The organism is Aliiroseovarius sp. M344 (genome assembly GCF_025140835.1).
GTDB lineage: Bacteria > Pseudomonadota > Alphaproteobacteria > Rhodobacterales > Rhodobacteraceae > Aliiroseovarius.
In genome coordinates this window covers 1879045-1894430 of sequence record NZ_CP081153.1, presented here as the reverse complement: position 1 = coordinate 1894430, position 15386 = coordinate 1879045, and the positions used below count along the sequence as shown (strand labels likewise).

Genomic DNA, 15386 nt, shown 5'->3' with positions numbered 1-15386 from the left:
TAGTAACAATCACGAGCCTTATCAGCGAAACTGGGGTGCCATTTGGCGCCCCATTCTTTTTGCGGAGGGTCGAATGGAAAGGACCACAACACGCCCTCTACCGCTAACTGATTCTGCTGCGCAGCAAACCGAAGTTTACTTTACGGCACCAATAGCGATGTCCGGAGGCGATTGGATCGAAAGTGAGCGTCGAAGACCTGCCAAGTAGCACTTTTTTTTACATAGGCGGAAGTTTGCCCTGTTCCTGCCGCATCCGGTGGATAAAATATCTACTAGAAGTGGAGAAGGCTATGTTGGGAATAATCCTATGGTACAACGCCGAGAAGAGCGTTGGCTTGATCTGGTGCGAAGATCAGGGACCGTTGGCGTTCATCGGGCCGGATGTCATGCGACCAGATGGTGTCGACGATCTCGCGCGGGGTTCTCAGATTTGGTTCGAGTATGACGAGACGAATGGGTTTCGCACAGTGCGTCGGATTGCTTCGGTGGCCGTCGTCATGAGCGGTACGGACCCGGCAAAAATTCTGGAAAGCTATGACGCCTCAAATGCACGGACGGCGTTGCGCGTTGTGGCCTGATTAACAGGCTGGGCGTCGGGCGTGAGTGTTCGCTGATGCCAGCAGCTATTTGCCAATCAGAAAGCACGCCCACCATGGAACCATGGCGGGCTTAAACCAAGGTGGCTTGAAGAGTGCTAACCTTTTTCACCGCGCGACAATGCTGCAACACCGGTGCGCGCAACTTCGATCAGGCCCAACGGGCGCATAAGTTCAGAGAAAGCCGAGATTTTCTCTGTTGTTCCAGTTATTTCGAAGACGAAGCTGTCCAGCGTCGAATCGACCACATTGGCCCGGAAAATATCCGCGAGGCGCAGCGCCTCGACCCGTTTGTCGCCAGATCCTTCGACTTTGAACAGCGCCAATTCACGCTCCACGGCGGGCCCCTCGACGGTCAGGTCGTGGACATCATGAACCGGAACGATCCGGCCAAGCTGGGCTTTGATCTGTTCGATCACGGCAGGCGTTCCGGTGGTAACGATGGTGATCCGTGACAGGTGGCCCAGGTGGTCCACCTCGGCCACGGTCAGGCTTTCGATGTTATATCCACGGCCCGCAAAAAGGCCGATCACGCGCGCCAGCACGCCCGCTTCGTTGTCGACGATGATCGCCAGCGTATGACGCTCGATCACGTCCGAATTTGGGTCCCGCAGGTCATAGGCCGATTTGCGTGACGAGCCTTTTTTGATCTTAAGTGCAGACATATTCAGACCCTCCTTAAACCAGCGTCGCGCCTGAGGAACCAATGACGCCTTGCGTCTCGGCTTCGCCCAAAAGCATTTTGTTGTGCGGCTCGCCCGATGGGATCATCGGGAAGCAGTTGGCGTGTTTTTCAACCAGCACGTCCAGAATGAACGGACCGTCGAAATCCAGCATTTCCTGAATGGCGTCGTCCAGTTCTGCGGGGTCGGAAACTTGCCGCCCCTTACACCCAAAGGCCTCGGCCAGTTTCACGAAGTCCGGCAGGCTTTCCGACCAGCTTTGTGAATACCGCTCGCCGTGCAGCAGCTCTTGCCACTGGCGCACCATACCCAGACGTTCGTTGTTCAGGATGAATTGCTTGATCGGCGCGCGGAACTGAACAGCCGTGCCCATTTCCTGCATGTTCATCAGCCAGCTTGCGTCACCTGCGACGTTGATCACCAACGCATCCGGGTGTGCGATCTGCGCACCAAGCGAGGCGGGCAGGCCATAGCCCATCGTGCCCAACCCACCCGACGTCAGCCAACGGTTCGGTGCATCGAACCCCATAAACTGGGCGGCCCACATCTGGTGCTGACCCACTTCTGTCGCAACATAGCGGTCCTTGTCCTTGGTCAGCGCTTCAAGCCGTTCCATCGCGTATTGTGGCTGGATCACCTTGTCGTTGCCGGTATAGGCAAGGCAATCACGCCCTTTCCATTCGCTGATTTGAGCGGTCCATTTGGACAGCGCGTCGGCGTTGGTTTTACGCCCGCGGGCTTTCCAGATTTTCAGCATGTCTTCAAGCACATGGCCGACATCGCCGATGATCGGGATCTCGACATGGATGACCTTGTTGATCGAACTTGGATCAATATCGATATGCGCCTTTTTCGAGCCGGGACTGAACGCATCCATACGTCCGGTGATCCGGTCGTCAAACCGCGCGCCGACGCAGATCATCAGGTCGCAATCATGCATCGCCATGTTGGCTTCATAAAGCCCGTGCATGCCCAACATCCCCAGCCAGTGTTCGCCAGTGGCCGGATAGGCTCCCAATCCCATCAGGGTCGAGGTGATCGGGATGCCAGACGCGTCGACAAGTTCGCGCAGCAATTGGCACGCCTCGGGCCCTGAGTTGATCACGCCGCCGCCGGTATAAAAAATCGGCCGTTTGGCGGTTTCAATCGCGGCCACCAATTCGGTGATCGCGTCGATGTCGCCGCGGACTTGCGGCGTATAGTGGCTGGTGTCCGCTTTCGCGGGCGGGGTGTAGGTGCCCGTAGCGAACTGCACGTCTTTCGGGATGTCGACCAGAGTGGGTCCAGGACGACCGGCGGTCGAAACGTGAAACGCCTGATGAATTACTTCCGACAGTTTGTCGGTCTCTTTCACCAGCCAGTTATGTTTGGTGCAGGGGCGGGTGATGCCAACCGTGTCGGCTTCCTGAAATCCGTCTGTGCCGATCATGAAGGTTGGCACCTGTCCGGTCAGCACAACAATCGGGATCGAATCCAGCAGCGCATCGGTCAGGCCGGTCACCGCGTTGGTGGCGCCGGGGCCGGACGTCACCAGAACGACGCCGGGCTTGCCAGTCGAGCGCGCATAGCCTTCGGCCGCATGCACAGCACCTTGTTCATGACGCACCAGAATGTGACGGATGTCATTTTGCTGAAAGATCTCGTCATAAATCGGTAGGACAGCGCCCCCCGGATAGCCGAATACTGTGTCGACACCCTGATCCTTCAGGGCCTGTACCACCATTTTCGCTCCGGTCATCTGACGTGTCATCACTCTCTCCGTTCCACGTGCGTTATTCACAAAAAAGCCCCCGATTTTCGGGGGCGCATGGGGATCCAATATGGTTCCGTTACCGGCCCATGCGCCATTTCCTTACAAGTACGAGGACGCTGCCCATTGCAACATTTCCTTTGTCGTGCCTGCCCGCGCTTCTTGCGGGGCTTCATGCTTACGTGGGCGCGACATTATGAGTGGGGCGGAGGGGCGTCAACCGCGAAATGGGTGAATAAAGTGTCGCAGCCACGAAAATTTTGAAATTTTCGGCCTGCTTGTGGGTGTTTTGGCGCAATTATCGAAAATCGGCGGCCAGATTGCGCGGTGATTGGCAGAATGGCGAAGTGGGTGCTAGGAACGGGAAAAGCTGTGCTCTGGGCCTTAGCTACTGACCGGCCGAACAGTGTCCGGCAGTGTGATGCTGGCAACCTGCTCGGCAATCGGATCGGTCGACAGGGGGTGTAATTCCGACGCATAATCCTCGTCCCCGTGCAGTGGGGACCATTCCCCCCCACGATAGATTTCCAATGCCGAGAATGTGGATTTGTAGTTCATTTTCGGACTGCCGGGCACCCAATAGCCCAGATAGACATAAGGAAGCCCGGCCTCACGGGCGATCTGGATGTGATCCAGGATCATATGAGTGCCAAGCGAGGTCTTTCTGCGATCGGGATCATAGAAGGAATAGACCATCGACAGACCATCATCCAAAACGTCAGTCAGGCAAACGGCACGCAACGGACCCGTGGGTTCGTCACCGGGATCTTGGTCCGCGCCCCGTTCCGAATACTCGATGACCCGGCTTTTGATCGGGGTCTCCTCGATCATCGCGGCAAATTCGAACACATCCATATCGGCCATGCCGCCATCCGCGTGGCGGCTGTCCAGATATCTGCGGAACAGGTCATATTGATCTTCACTGGCCCACGGTGCACGCGCGCGCCGTTCCAGATCATTGTTGCGTTTGACGGCACGGCGTTGGCCTTTGCTTGGCACAAAGTCAGCCACGCGAATGCGCGCTGACAAACAGGCTGAACAATCTGCGCAAGAGGGGCGGTAAAGAACGTTTTGCGACCGACGGAACCCTTGTTTGGACAGGGTGTCATTCAGCGTGCTGGCGTGTTCGCCCTGCAAGGCCGTAAACAACTTTCGTTCCATCCGGCCATCCAGGTAGGGACACTCCTGCGGCGCGGTTACGTAGAACTGTGGTGCAAGCGGTAAAGTATGGCGCATGACACTTTCGAAGTTGTGTTGGTCTTAGAAAGTTAGCGTGGACTGCCAGAGCGGGCAAGTCCCTGATAGAAGTAAGGTAAATATGGTGCTCTGTGGCGCCATTTCTGCATCTGACTCAGGGTCAGCGGCCAGCGGTGCGGTTCACGGCGGCTGTTCCCAACATCATGTCAACCAGACCTTGTCCGCGCGGCGTGGTGAACATCATGACGATAGAGATCATCTGGACAGCCACTGTCGACATCGACACGAAAAAACCCAGTGTGTGCAGTGCAGCAGTCGTGCGGTCGAACTTTTCACCACGGTGGTTGCGCAGCTCAATCGCGGTCAGACGCATACCAAGGGTGGCAGACTGGCTGGTCAGTGTGGTGACCCGATAGGTAAAGCTGACGGCCAGATAGATGAGACCCCAAAGAAAGAAGCCGATACCAAAGGTCAACAGGCTGATCAGCAGGCACAGGGCAACAATCAAAATCACATCGATCAACCAAGCCAGCAGTCGTTTGAATGTCACGTCCTGATAGAACTCGGCTTGCGTCACGGGATCAGGCAAGCCCCAATAGGGGCCGCGGCCGTGTGTGTCGCCTTGGAACGCGTGGGGGAAGTCAGACATTTTGGGTCCTGTTTTCTTGTGGTGTTCAGCGCAATGCCCGGCCCAAAAAACGGGCCGGGTGGGGCAGGGCTGACACCCGCAAAGGTGTCAGCGACTGGTTTACGACTTTTTCTTCTTTTTGTCGCGGGCCGGTTCGTCCAGCACTTCGATGTCGTCTACGTCGTCTTGATCGTAGTCTTCATCATATGCCTCGTCGCGGGCCGATTGGGCGGCACTGACGCGTTCGTCCATGAACTGGTCGAACTCGGACTTGTCTTTGGCGGCGCGCAGGCGCTCAAGGAAGGCTTCAAAGGCTTCCTGTTCGCTCATCAGGCGGCGCAGTGTCTCTGCTTTATAGGCGTCAAACGCTGTGTTGCCTGAGGTCGAGAACCCATGGCGACGGGCGTAGCGTGCGTCTTTCCATGCGGTGGTTTCGGTTGACCGGCGGTGGCTGCAAGATTTCGAAAACATGCGTTTGCTCCAGATCATATAGGCGAGAAGGGCCAGCCCAACGGGCCAGAAAAAGATGAAGCTGATGACCATGGCCGCGACCCAAGCGCCTTTGCCGCGCTCGTCCAGCCATGCTTCGCTTCGCGAAAACCAGCCGCGCGTTGCGGCAGGGAAGTCGGTTTGTGCGGCGGTGTTCATGGTAGGTCTCCGTTGGTTGGTGTTGAATGTGAATGCCTTTCACATGATTAAGATGTGGGTATTTCCGGCTCCGCATCAAGTCTTAATGTGAAAGTTTTTTACATTATTTTTTTAAAGCATTGATATCAAACAAAAAAGCCGCCCCTAAAGGCGGCTCTTTCTGGCGTGTGTGGGTCCGGATCAGGTCCGGTTGCCAAACCACATGCGGCTGATCAGGCCATCTTTCAGGACGAATTGGTGGTATAGCCAACCCGCAATATGGGCCAGTATCGTCAAAGCCAGCAGCTTTGAGATGATGCCATGCGCCGCTCGGGGTGCCAGATCGTTGAATGTTTCAGGCAACGGAGCGCCTGATCCACCGAAAACAATGCCGGGCAGTCCCGCAGTGACCGAAATGCCGATGCCACTGGCGACCATAAGAAGGACGAAGGCGTATAGTGCCCAGTGCGCGACTTGCCCGCCCATGTTCAGCAGGGCGTTACCTGTATCCGCTTTCGGTGGATGTTGGGTTTTCACGCGTGTTACCAACCGTGCCACCATCAAGATGCCAATGATCAGTCCGATAGACATGTGCGCGCGCAGGCTGAACATTTTATCGGGGCTGTCATTGGGTAAGGCGGCCAAGACCTGCCCCCCCATGACCAAGGCGACGATGATCATTATGGCAAGGATCCAGTGCAGGGCAACGAGGGTAGGGTGATATCGGGTCATGATGGTCTCCTGAACCAAGTGTTTCAGCGCATGATAGTTGCATTTGCAAGATGGGCAAGCATAACTTGCATATGCAAGTGACGAATATCCCTCATACCCGCAGACGACGTCTTTGGATGCTGGTCAGCGGGTGACGAAGTCGCCGAGCTGCGCGCCGCAGGCTTGAATGAGCTCGTTGGGTGGGGCCGCAAACACATGGCGCGGTGTGCCTGCTGCCGCCCAAACTTTATCAAAAGCCAGCAGGCGCGGATCATAAAAGGCCCGCACCGGTTGCAATAGTCCCACCGGCGAAACACCACCAATCGCAAAGCCGGTCTCGTCCCGGATCAGCTTGGCGTCCGCCTTGCCCAACGGCTCGTCCGCCAGCGCCGAAGCCTTGTCCGCATCAACCTGATGACCGCCCGCCGTCAAAAACAGAACCACATGCCCACTGCGTAGGCCCCGAAAGATGATCGATTTGGCGATCTGATCAATCTCGCACCCCACAGCTTGGGCCGCATCGGCGGCGGTGCGGGTGCCGTCCGCCATCTCGTGAATCTCGGTCTTAAGTCCAAGGTCGATCAGGGCAGTCTGTACGCGCTTCAGGCTTTTCGACATGTCTTGGTCCTTTTCAGTTCGGATTGGGGGCACGTTAACCAATGACATGCCGTGGGCAAGGGCCAACCGGCACAATTGCCGCAGATCGCAGTCGCCAGTTGACCCGCCCCCGCCCAATGCGCAATTTGCAGGCATGAGTCACACCTCCTTTACCAACCGCATCACCCGTTGTCCCATTGCCTTCGAAGCCGAACCGGCGGCCGAGATTGAGGCGCTGTTCGCGGATCTATCGCCGGACCTGCGCGAGGTGTTGGCAGGGACCGCAGGGTGCGCGCCTTATCTGAAGGGGTTGATGGAGAAACAGGCCGACTGGCTACGCACCGCGTTGGCTGGTGCCCCCGAGGATGCGATCGCGGCCGCTCTGGCCGAGATTGTGGCGACCGAAGCCAGCGACAGCGCCTTACGTGCAAGTTTGCGTATCGCCAAACAGCGCGTGGCCTTGCTGGCCGGGCTTGCTGATCTGGCTGGGGTGTATTGTCTGGAACAGGTCACGGGTGCATTGACTGATCTGGCGGACCGAGCGACCAACACGGCCATGCAATTTCAGGTCGGGCAGGAAATCCGGCGCGGCAAGCTGCCCGGGATGACCGAAGATGACATCGTGAATTCGGGCGGCATGGTGGCGCTGGCGATGGGCAAGATGGGCGCGCATGAACTGAATTACAGCTCGGATATCGATCTGATCATGTTGTTTGATGACAGCAAATTTGAAGGTGATGACTTCCACGAGGCGCGCGCCAGCCACATCCGCGCCACCCGCAAGATGAGCGCAATGCTGTCCGAGCTGACGGCGGATGGGTATGTGTTCCGCACCGATCTGCGGCTGCGCCCCGATCCGGCAGTGACGCCTGTCTGCGTCTCGATGGAGGCGGCCGAGCGGTATTATGAAGGCCTTGGACGAACATGGGAACGCGCGGCCCACATCAAAGCCCGCCCATGTGGCGGCGACATCGCGGCGGGCAATGCCTATCTGACCCGGCTCAGACCGTTTATCTGGCGCAAACATCTGGATTTTGCGGCCATTCAAGATGCCCATGACATGCGCCTGCGCATTCGTGAACACAAAGGGCTGCATGGTGATATCACGCTCGACAGCCATGACATGAAACTTGGGCGCGGCGGCATTCGCGAAATCGAGTTTTTCACCCAAACACGGCAGATCATTGCCGGAGGACGGGATGAGGGCCTGCGCCAGCGTGGCACGGTCGACGGGCTTGCAGCTTTGGCCAGCAAGGGCTGGATCCCTGATGACGTGGCGCAAATCCTAACGGGTCACTATCGGTTCCACCGCGAAGTTGAACACCGCGTTCAGATGATGCGGGACACGCAGACACACAAGCTGCCGTCGACCGAGGGCGGATTTGATCGGCTGGCGCGGATGATGGGGGAAGGGGACACAGGTGCCCTGAAATCGCGCATCCACGACGCCTTGGCCGAGGTGCACTCGGTCACCGAGGGCTTCTTTGCGCCAGACGGGACTGCGGCCGACACGCGCGAACTGGACCAGGCAGAGGCCGAAATTGTGCGTCGCTGGGAAACCTATCCCTGCCTGAGGTCTGCCCGCGCGGTTGAGATTTTCAACCGGCTGAAACCGGACCTGCTGGCCCGTCTGGCGGATGCCCCACGCCCGCATGACGCGCTGATCCAATTCGATGGGTTCCTGTCGCGCCTGCCTGCCGGGGTACAATTGTTTTCGCTGTTCGAAGCGAACCCTACACTGGTGGATCTGATCGTCGACATCGCCGCCACAGCCCCCGCGCTGGCCGCTTATCTGGGTCACAATGCACAGGTGCTGGACGCCGTCATTGGCGGCGGATTTTTTGAAGACTGGCCCGGCGCGGAAGCGCTGTTCGCACAGCTCGTTGCCCGATTAGAGACCTTGCCGGATTACGAGGCACGGCTGGATGGCACGCGGCGCTGGATGAAAGAATGGCACTTCCGTATCGGCGTGCACCTGTTGCGCGGCCTGATCCCGACGCGTGAAGCCGGGACCCAATATACTGATCTGGCCGATGCCGTGATCCGCGCAATCTGGCCCGTGGTGGTTGATAATTTTGCGGTGAAACATGGCAATCCGCCCGGCGCAGGGGCTGCGATTATTGGCATGGGGTCGCTGGGCGCGCGCAGCCTGACCGCAACCTCGGACCTTGATCTGATCATGATCTATGACCCTGAAGGCGAAGACATGTCGGACGGCCGCCGCCCATTGGCGACCCGCACATATTATGCCCGCCTGACGCAAGCTTTCCTGACGGCGCTGTCAGCCCCGATGGCGGAAGGGCGGCTATACGAGGTTGATATGCGCCTGCGCCCCTCGGGACGGCAGGGCCCGGTGGCCACGTCGATCGACAGCTTCCGCGCCTATCAAAAGGACGAAGCCTGGACCTGGGAACATCTGGCCCTGACCCGGGCCCGCGTCGTTACCGGCCCGGACAGCGTGGCCGCCGCCTATGAGGCCGCGCGCGCCGAGGTGATGGCCTTCGATCGCGACCCCGCAAAGGTGGTGGCCGATGTGATCGACATGCGCAACCGAATTGCCGAGGCCAAAACCGGCGGCGGTGCACTGGACGCAAAACTGGGGGTTGGCCATCTACAGGATGTGGAACTGGTCGCTCAGGCCGCCGCGCTTTTGTCGCATGACACAGCGCGCGACCCCGCGTCCCAAATCGCGCAAGGTGTCGCTTCGGGGTGGTTTTCTGACGCACAGGGGCGCGCCATGTCGGACAGTCATGATCTGATGTGGCGTCTGCAAGCGGCCTCGAAGCTGTTGTCGGATGGTCCGTTGGACCTTGACGCGCTGGGACGCGGCGGGCAGGACTTGCTCTTGCGTGAAACCGGTGCCGAAAGTGAGGCGGCACTGGTTGAGGATTTAGAGAATAAGGCGCGGGCCGCCGCCCTTGCCATAGACGAGGTGCTGGCGTCGCCACCCGGTTAGTACCGGCACGGCGGCGGGTGCCGAGGAGATGTTATGACTGATCTCATCAAAGCCATCGACCCGCGTGGGCTGATCCGTGAAAGCTATCAAATCGACGGGATCCGGATCGAGGAATGCCGATCCATTTTTTTGGATTGGGCGTTGTTCGACGACCATGCGATGGCGCAGGGCGAGCGTATTACAGCACTGTTGGACCATTATGGTACGGACGCCCCAGAGCATCCGATGACGCAGGTGATGCGGTTGGCACTGGAGGAAGCGGCGACCCCGAAACGACGTGGTGGTCGTAAGGGGCGGTTGGGCTAAGCCTTTTCGTCACTGCGCGAGTTAGCAAATTAGAAACGGACTTCTGTCAGGCTTCCGTTTGTAATGGCCAATCGCATTTCGACCACCAATAACATCCAAGTATTTCTGATGGCATTTGTGCTCTCGGTCATTGGAAGCTGTGCCGTCGCCGGCGACGCACAAGTCTGTCATGCCATCACCAATCTCCGATTGACACAGCAACAGCTGGGCGCGGCCGGTATCGCGGGTGATCCATCTGCAATAGCGGCCCAATTGTCATCACTGTCTTCGCAATTGAAACGAGTAGCAAAGACCAATGCTAACGACAAACAAGGGCGGGTAATTGGCGAATTGCAGTCGGCGATTACCTTGCTGGGACAGGAGACCCGACGCGCGCAGGGTGATCCTGAAAATGTTATTCGCGATCTTGAACAATACTTGCCGCAGTTAGACCTGACTTTACAGCGCCTCGAACCGATTTTCGGGTGCCGCCAAAGCAGCCAGGTTTCGTCTGGCGAGGGTGCAAAACCTATAGTTCCGGCAAGGCATCTCGGACGTGTTGCGACGTCGACTATACTTAACGCCACGCCTGCCAAAATGACCGCGTCAGCAGTCGCAGTAATCGCAATGGTTGCGCTTACTATGCTCGTTATTCGCTGGAGCCTTAAGGGCAGGGAGGCGCGCTTGCTGTGCCGAACGCCACTGCTGGTCACCTATGGCGACAACTGTTCCGTCACCCAAATTTTGGATGTCAACAGAAGCGGAATGAAGGTTGAAGTGGCACCGGAGCATACGGTTGGACTTCGGGTCGATCTCTATTTCTGTGGTCACAAGGCGACGGGGCAGGTGATGTGGCGAAATACCTATTTTGCTGGCATCCGATTTAAGCCGAAAATCAGCGCAAAGATGCTGCAAGATGTGTTGGCAAAAAACCGTATGTCGATGGCCGATAGTGGCCTGCCAACAAAGGCTACTCCCTGTTTTTCGATCGGGTGTCACAAGACTTGCGGTCGCCACCATGCGACAGAGATTTCAAAACGGCAGCAAGATGACTAATGTCGTGTGGCGGGCTGGATTTAACCGTCATTTGAAGCCTTCTCGCCTCTGAGTTTTCCCAAATTTAAGACCGTGCAAGGTCAAGTGCGGGTTATTGCAGTGGGGCACAGCTATCCCGAGGTCTGTGGTGTCGAGAAAGCCTTCAGGCCAAGAGTAGCTGGTATCGTTTGGCCTTCGACAACCACTGCATAATCGCCGTTCGGGATCGAGTTCTTGTCGTTTGAGGTGATGAAACAGGTGCCGACAGAGGCATTTTGCGCATAGGCGAAGGCACCGCTGGCTACATATCCCACGACTTCTCCATCTTTCAACACGGGCTCGTTATGATGCAGAAGCGGGTCGGATTCCTGTAGCTTAATATGACAAAGGAACGGACCTTTACCAGCCGCCTTTCGGCTGAGAAAGGCATCGCGTCCAATAAATGGTATCGGTTTGTCTGGCTTGCAGATGAACCCCAACCCGACCTGATGCGGGGCCTCTGTATAGGACATGTCGTGCCCCCAATGCAGGAATCCTTTTTCGATCCTGAGCGCGTTTAGCGCTTCTCCGCCGACCAGCCGCAGGCCGAATGTCTCGCCTGCTGAACTGAGAACTTCGAAGACATGTTCAGCAAAATCAGGGGTGATGAAAACCTCCCAACCTAATTCGCCCGTATAGGACAGACGCTGGGCGAAGACGGGGGCATGTCCAATGTGGAAATGCTGCATACTGTTAAACGGAAAGGCGTCGTCGTCGAAGTTCGCGTCGCTCAGCGTCGACAGCAGATCTCGCGCCATTGGTCCGGCAACAGAAAGCACCGCATGGGCGGTTGTGGCATCGCGCAGGCGGACATCTTCATCGGCGGCAATGTGACGTTGCAGATGATCGCGGTCGCGGCGGGTGTGCGAGATCGAGCTCATCACCATAAAGCTGTATTCGCTGTGACGCGCAACCGTGACATCGCTTTCAATGCCACCACGTTTGTTGAGCATCAGTGAATAGGCCACGCGTCCGACGGGCATGGCCATGTCATTTGTACATACCCGTTGCAGGAAACTCTCTGCATCACGGCCCTCGACCATAAGTTTCCCAAGCATCGAGTAGTCGATCATCGCCACGCCTTCACGGGCGGCTTTTTGTTCTGCTTGCGCGTATTTAAACCAGCTGGGGCGGTGGAAGGAATAGTCGTATTTCGGCTCAACGCCATCCGGGGCGAACCAGCCGGGACGCTCCCAGCCCTGTGCCTCGGTATAGACGGCGCCCCGAGCCTTCATCGGGTGATAAAACGGTGTGCGGCGTAGGTTGCGCGCGGCCTCTCGCTGCCGTCCCGGCCAGTGCATCGCGTAAGTCAGCACCAGCGTTTCGGGGCAGCGTTCCTGCAGGTAGGGATCGCGCGCCTGCCAGTCTTCGATGCGGGCGGGGTCCATCTCGGCAAGGTCCATCGGCGGGTGGCCAGCCATGATCCAATCGGCCAGCGCTTTGCCCGCGCCGGGGCCGGATTGAATGCCGGTCGAATTGACCCCGGCGAGCACATAGTAACCCTTCAGGTCCGGCGCTTCGCCAAGCGTAAAGCGTCCATCGTGCGAATAGCTTTCCGGCCCGTTAAAGAATGTGCGAATGCCGGTTTCCTGCAGGATCGGCACCCGGTTCATGCTAAGTTCCAGCACCTCCATCACATCGTCTTCGACGAAGGGCAGGCTGTCGAACTCAAAGCTGTCGGGTATGCCATCCTTTGCCCAAGCTTTGGCGTGGAAATGCGCGAAACCAAAAAGCAGTTTGCCGGCGTCTTCCTTCCAATAGGTGCCATCACAGTAAGACCGCAGCACCGGCAGATCAGACGGCAGATCGGGGATAGGTTCGGTCACGAGGTAATAGTGCTCGCAGGCATGAAGCGGCACACCCACGCCGTTCTGGCGGCCCAGTTCACGCGCCCACATGCCACCGCAATTGACCACGACATCGGCAGTGATCGTGCCCTGATCGGTACGCACCCCGCTGACTTTGCCACCTGCCGTCAACACCTCTTTAACCTTGATGTTTTCGCGAATACTGGCGCCGTGCATACGCGCTCCTTTGGCGAGCGCTTGGGTTAAGTCGATTGGGTTGGCCGACCCGTCCGATGGCATATGGATGCCACCCAAAACGCCCTCGGCGTTCATCAGGGGCCAGCGCTCGGCGATCTCGGCTGTTTCCATGTAATGCGCTTCGACACCAAACAGCGATGCGAAGTCCGCTTTGCGTTTCAACTCGGCCAGTCGTTCATCGTTCACCGCGATCGAAATCGACCCGGATTGGCGGAAGCCCGGGTTCTGACCGGTTTCGGCCTCGATTTCCTGCAAAAGCTCAACGCCATAGCTGGCAAAGGCGGTGGTCGAATGGCTTCCCTGAAGCTGTCCAACCAAGCCTGCCGCGTGCCAAGTTGTGCCGCTGGTCAGTGTTTTGCGCTCAAGCAGGATCACGTCTTTCCATCCTGCCTTTGCAAGGTGGTACGCCACCGAACAGCCGTGAATGCCGCCACCGATGATCACGACCTGCGCGTGGGAGGGAAGAGTTTTGGCCATGAATTGGTCCTGTTCTATGAAATGTTGGTGCTGAAAAGGCGCCCAGCGTTTGAGGGAATGTCAGACACTCCGGCGAGCCGCATCATGTGCCATGCAAGGGCTTGATTAGAGGAGATAACGGGCTTGCCGAGTGCGGCTTCCGCCTTGGCGATCACTTGCAGGGCGCGCAGACTGGTGCAGGACACAAAGACGCCATCGACATTATCGCGCGCGCCGATGCGCAGAACAGCATTCAGAATGCTGTCAGTGGTGATCCGCGCCACTGTGAAATCGTCGGATTGATTGAACGAGGCCACCGCATTGGTCTGAAACCCGGCGCGCCGCAGGTTGTCCTGCATTTCCAAAGTAACATCGACTGGGTAGGGTGTGACCAGCGCGATGCGCTCTAACCCCAATGTCCCAAGAGCGGTTTTTACCGCGGTGATTGGGTTGGTGGTTTTGGCCTCCGGGTGAACCTCGCGAATAAGGGCGTCCACCTGATCCTCGCCTATCATCGTTGCTCCTGACGTGCAGGCATAGCCGATCACGTCGAAATCAAAGCTTGGGGGCAACAAGGCTGCAGTGCGCGGCAAGTCCAGCGCCATCTGGCGCAGCGTGGCGGGCGAGACATCCATCGCATTGGGAATGCGCGCTTTGTAAAGCGCCACGTCGCTGTCTTGATCGAAGATGGTGGAGAACTCATGCTCGATGGTCTGGTCGGTTTGCAACACGATCAGACCAAGGCGCGCGCGCCCGCCGAGGCCTTCGTCGGTGGTGAAATCAAGCGTTTCGACGTGATCGTTTTCAAGCATTGTTTCGGGCTTCGACAAACAGGGCCTCAGCCCATGTCTGCCCCTTCTTGTTGCGCAAAGAAGGACGTAGCCTTTGGCACTGCAGGCAATTCCATCTCATAAGGAGTGCAGCGCACGCGCCCGCTTGCTTCACCGCGCACCAACTCATGTGTTAGCGTACTGGGTAAATGGTATGGGCTGAGTTCGATTGCATCCTCTGCATAGTATGTGGCGATGTAAAGCGTGCGGGGTTTGTCGGACAAATTTGGCGCTGATCCGTGCAACAGGTTCGCGTGCATCAGGCATACCGATCCTGCCTTGCCGGTGCACTTCACGATCTTGTCGCGCTGTGCGTCGATTATTTCGTCATCCACTGCGCCGGTAAACACGCCGTCATGCCAGTGCGAATGGATTGGGCCTTTGTGGGTGCCGGGGAGGACTTCCAGCGGACCGTTTTCCAGCGTTACGTCGTCGATGAACAACAAGGCGGTGATCATGTCGTCATTGGTCATCGGCTCGAACGGGAAATCCTGATGCCATTTCACCTGCGTCGCCGTTCCGGGCAGTTTGGAGTTTACCTTGCCATGGTGAAACCGGATGCCCGGACCGATCAGTTCGGCGCAGAAATCGACAGTGGCCGCATTACGCATTGTGCGCGCGAAAACATCCGACACCTCTTCGGGTGACTGCACACGCCGCAAGCCGGGGGTGTCGGCGCTATGGCCGGGTTGCAAATCGAAGCGGGGCCGCCCGTCAAGAGTTTCGCCGTAATCGCTTTCGTGCTTGCGGCTTTCTTCCACCCAACAGGTGAACTCCGCCCTCAGGTCAGCAAGCTGTTCCGGGCTGACTGCATTCTCGACGATCAGCACACCATCACGCCAGAAAGAATCTGTTTGTTCTTGCGTCAGCAAGCCCATGGCACTTTCCTCTCGCTAACTGGTATATACCAGTTTTTATTCTGCTAAGTTAACGAGAAAGGGTCGGGACCTG

The 15386-nt window shown here is 57.7% G+C and carries 14 protein-coding genes; 4 read left to right on the top strand and 10 right to left on the bottom strand.

Annotated elements, in window-relative coordinates; translation table 11 throughout:
* The first annotated feature begins 290 nt into the window (after positions 1–290).
* Complete coding sequence (locus K3556_RS09240) at positions 291–578, top strand: hypothetical protein (RefSeq protein ID WP_260516511.1); 288 nt, start codon at positions 291–293, stop codon at positions 576–578.
* A gap of 116 nt (positions 579–694) precedes the next feature.
* Here the strand turns inward: K3556_RS09240 and ilvN are convergent, their stop codons facing one another.
* From ilvN to K3556_RS09205, 7 genes are all read right to left on the bottom strand, one after another.
* Positions 695–1261 carry an acetolactate synthase small subunit gene (gene ilvN / locus K3556_RS09235; protein WP_260516510.1) on the bottom strand — a complete coding sequence of 189 codons (567 nt, stop codon included), beginning with the start codon at positions 1259–1261 and terminating at the stop codon, positions 695–697.
* A gap of 13 nt (positions 1262–1274) precedes the next feature.
* The gene (locus tag K3556_RS09230; protein WP_260516509.1) at positions 1275–3029 is read right to left on the bottom strand and encodes an acetolactate synthase 3 large subunit; all 1755 of its coding nucleotides are present in this window, start codon (positions 3027–3029) and stop codon (positions 1275–1277) included.
* 384 nt (positions 3030–3413) lie between these two features.
* Positions 3414–4265 (bottom strand): arginyltransferase, encoded by an 852-nt coding sequence (locus K3556_RS09225; protein ID WP_260516508.1) that lies wholly within the window; start codon positions 4263–4265, stop codon positions 3414–3416.
* Positions 4266–4386: 121 nt separating this feature from the next.
* Positions 4387–4875, bottom strand: a complete 489-nt coding sequence (locus tag K3556_RS09220; protein WP_260516507.1) for an RDD family protein — start codon at positions 4873–4875, stop codon at positions 4387–4389.
* 99 nt (positions 4876–4974) lie between these two features.
* Positions 4975–5502: a DUF2852 domain-containing protein gene (locus tag K3556_RS09215; protein ID WP_260516506.1), complete on the bottom strand. Its 528-nt coding sequence runs from the start codon at positions 5500–5502 to the stop codon at positions 4975–4977.
* Between the two features lie 180 nt (positions 5503–5682).
* The gene (locus K3556_RS09210) at positions 5683–6213 is read right to left on the bottom strand and encodes a cytochrome b (RefSeq protein WP_260516505.1); all 531 of its coding nucleotides are present in this window, start codon (positions 6211–6213) and stop codon (positions 5683–5685) included.
* Positions 6214–6336: 123 nt separating this feature from the next.
* A complete protein-coding gene (locus K3556_RS09205; RefSeq protein WP_260519212.1) occupies positions 6337–6810 on the bottom strand; it encodes a YbaK/EbsC family protein in 474 nt (157 codons plus the stop codon).
* A gap of 133 nt (positions 6811–6943) precedes the next feature.
* On the opposite strand from K3556_RS09205, the gene K3556_RS09200 reads away from it, so the two are divergent.
* The 3 genes from K3556_RS09200 to K3556_RS09190 all read left to right on the top strand — a co-directional run bounded on the left by K3556_RS09200 (position 6944) and on the right by K3556_RS09190 (position 11086).
* Positions 6944–9745 carry a glutamine-synthetase adenylyltransferase gene (locus K3556_RS09200; protein ID WP_260516504.1) on the top strand — a complete coding sequence of 934 codons (2802 nt, stop codon included), beginning with the start codon at positions 6944–6946 and terminating at the stop codon, positions 9743–9745.
* A 33-nt stretch (positions 9746–9778) separates the two neighbouring features.
* Positions 9779–10051, top strand: a complete 273-nt coding sequence (locus K3556_RS09195; RefSeq protein ID WP_260516503.1) for a hypothetical protein — start codon at positions 9779–9781, stop codon at positions 10049–10051.
* A gap of 63 nt (positions 10052–10114) precedes the next feature.
* Positions 10115–11086, top strand: coding sequence for a hypothetical protein (locus K3556_RS09190; RefSeq protein WP_260516502.1), 972 nt, complete (start codon positions 10115–10117; stop codon positions 11084–11086).
* Positions 11087–11196: 110 nt separating this feature from the next.
* Here K3556_RS09190 and K3556_RS09185 read toward each other — a convergent pair whose 3' ends face one another.
* Genes K3556_RS09185 through K3556_RS09175 form a run of 3 tightly spaced genes read right to left on the bottom strand, consistent with a single transcriptional unit; the run spans position 11197 to position 15313 of the window.
* Positions 11197–13626, bottom strand: coding sequence for an FAD-dependent oxidoreductase (locus tag K3556_RS09185; RefSeq protein WP_260516501.1), 2430 nt, complete (start codon positions 13624–13626; stop codon positions 11197–11199).
* Positions 13627–13640: 14 nt separating this feature from the next.
* The gene (locus K3556_RS09180; RefSeq protein WP_260516500.1) at positions 13641–14417 is read right to left on the bottom strand and encodes an Asp/Glu racemase; all 777 of its coding nucleotides are present in this window, start codon (positions 14415–14417) and stop codon (positions 13641–13643) included.
* A gap of 26 nt (positions 14418–14443) precedes the next feature.
* Complete coding sequence (locus K3556_RS09175) at positions 14444–15313, bottom strand: phytanoyl-CoA dioxygenase family protein (RefSeq protein WP_260516499.1); 870 nt, start codon at positions 15311–15313, stop codon at positions 14444–14446.
* Positions 15314–15386: the final 73 nt, after the last annotated feature.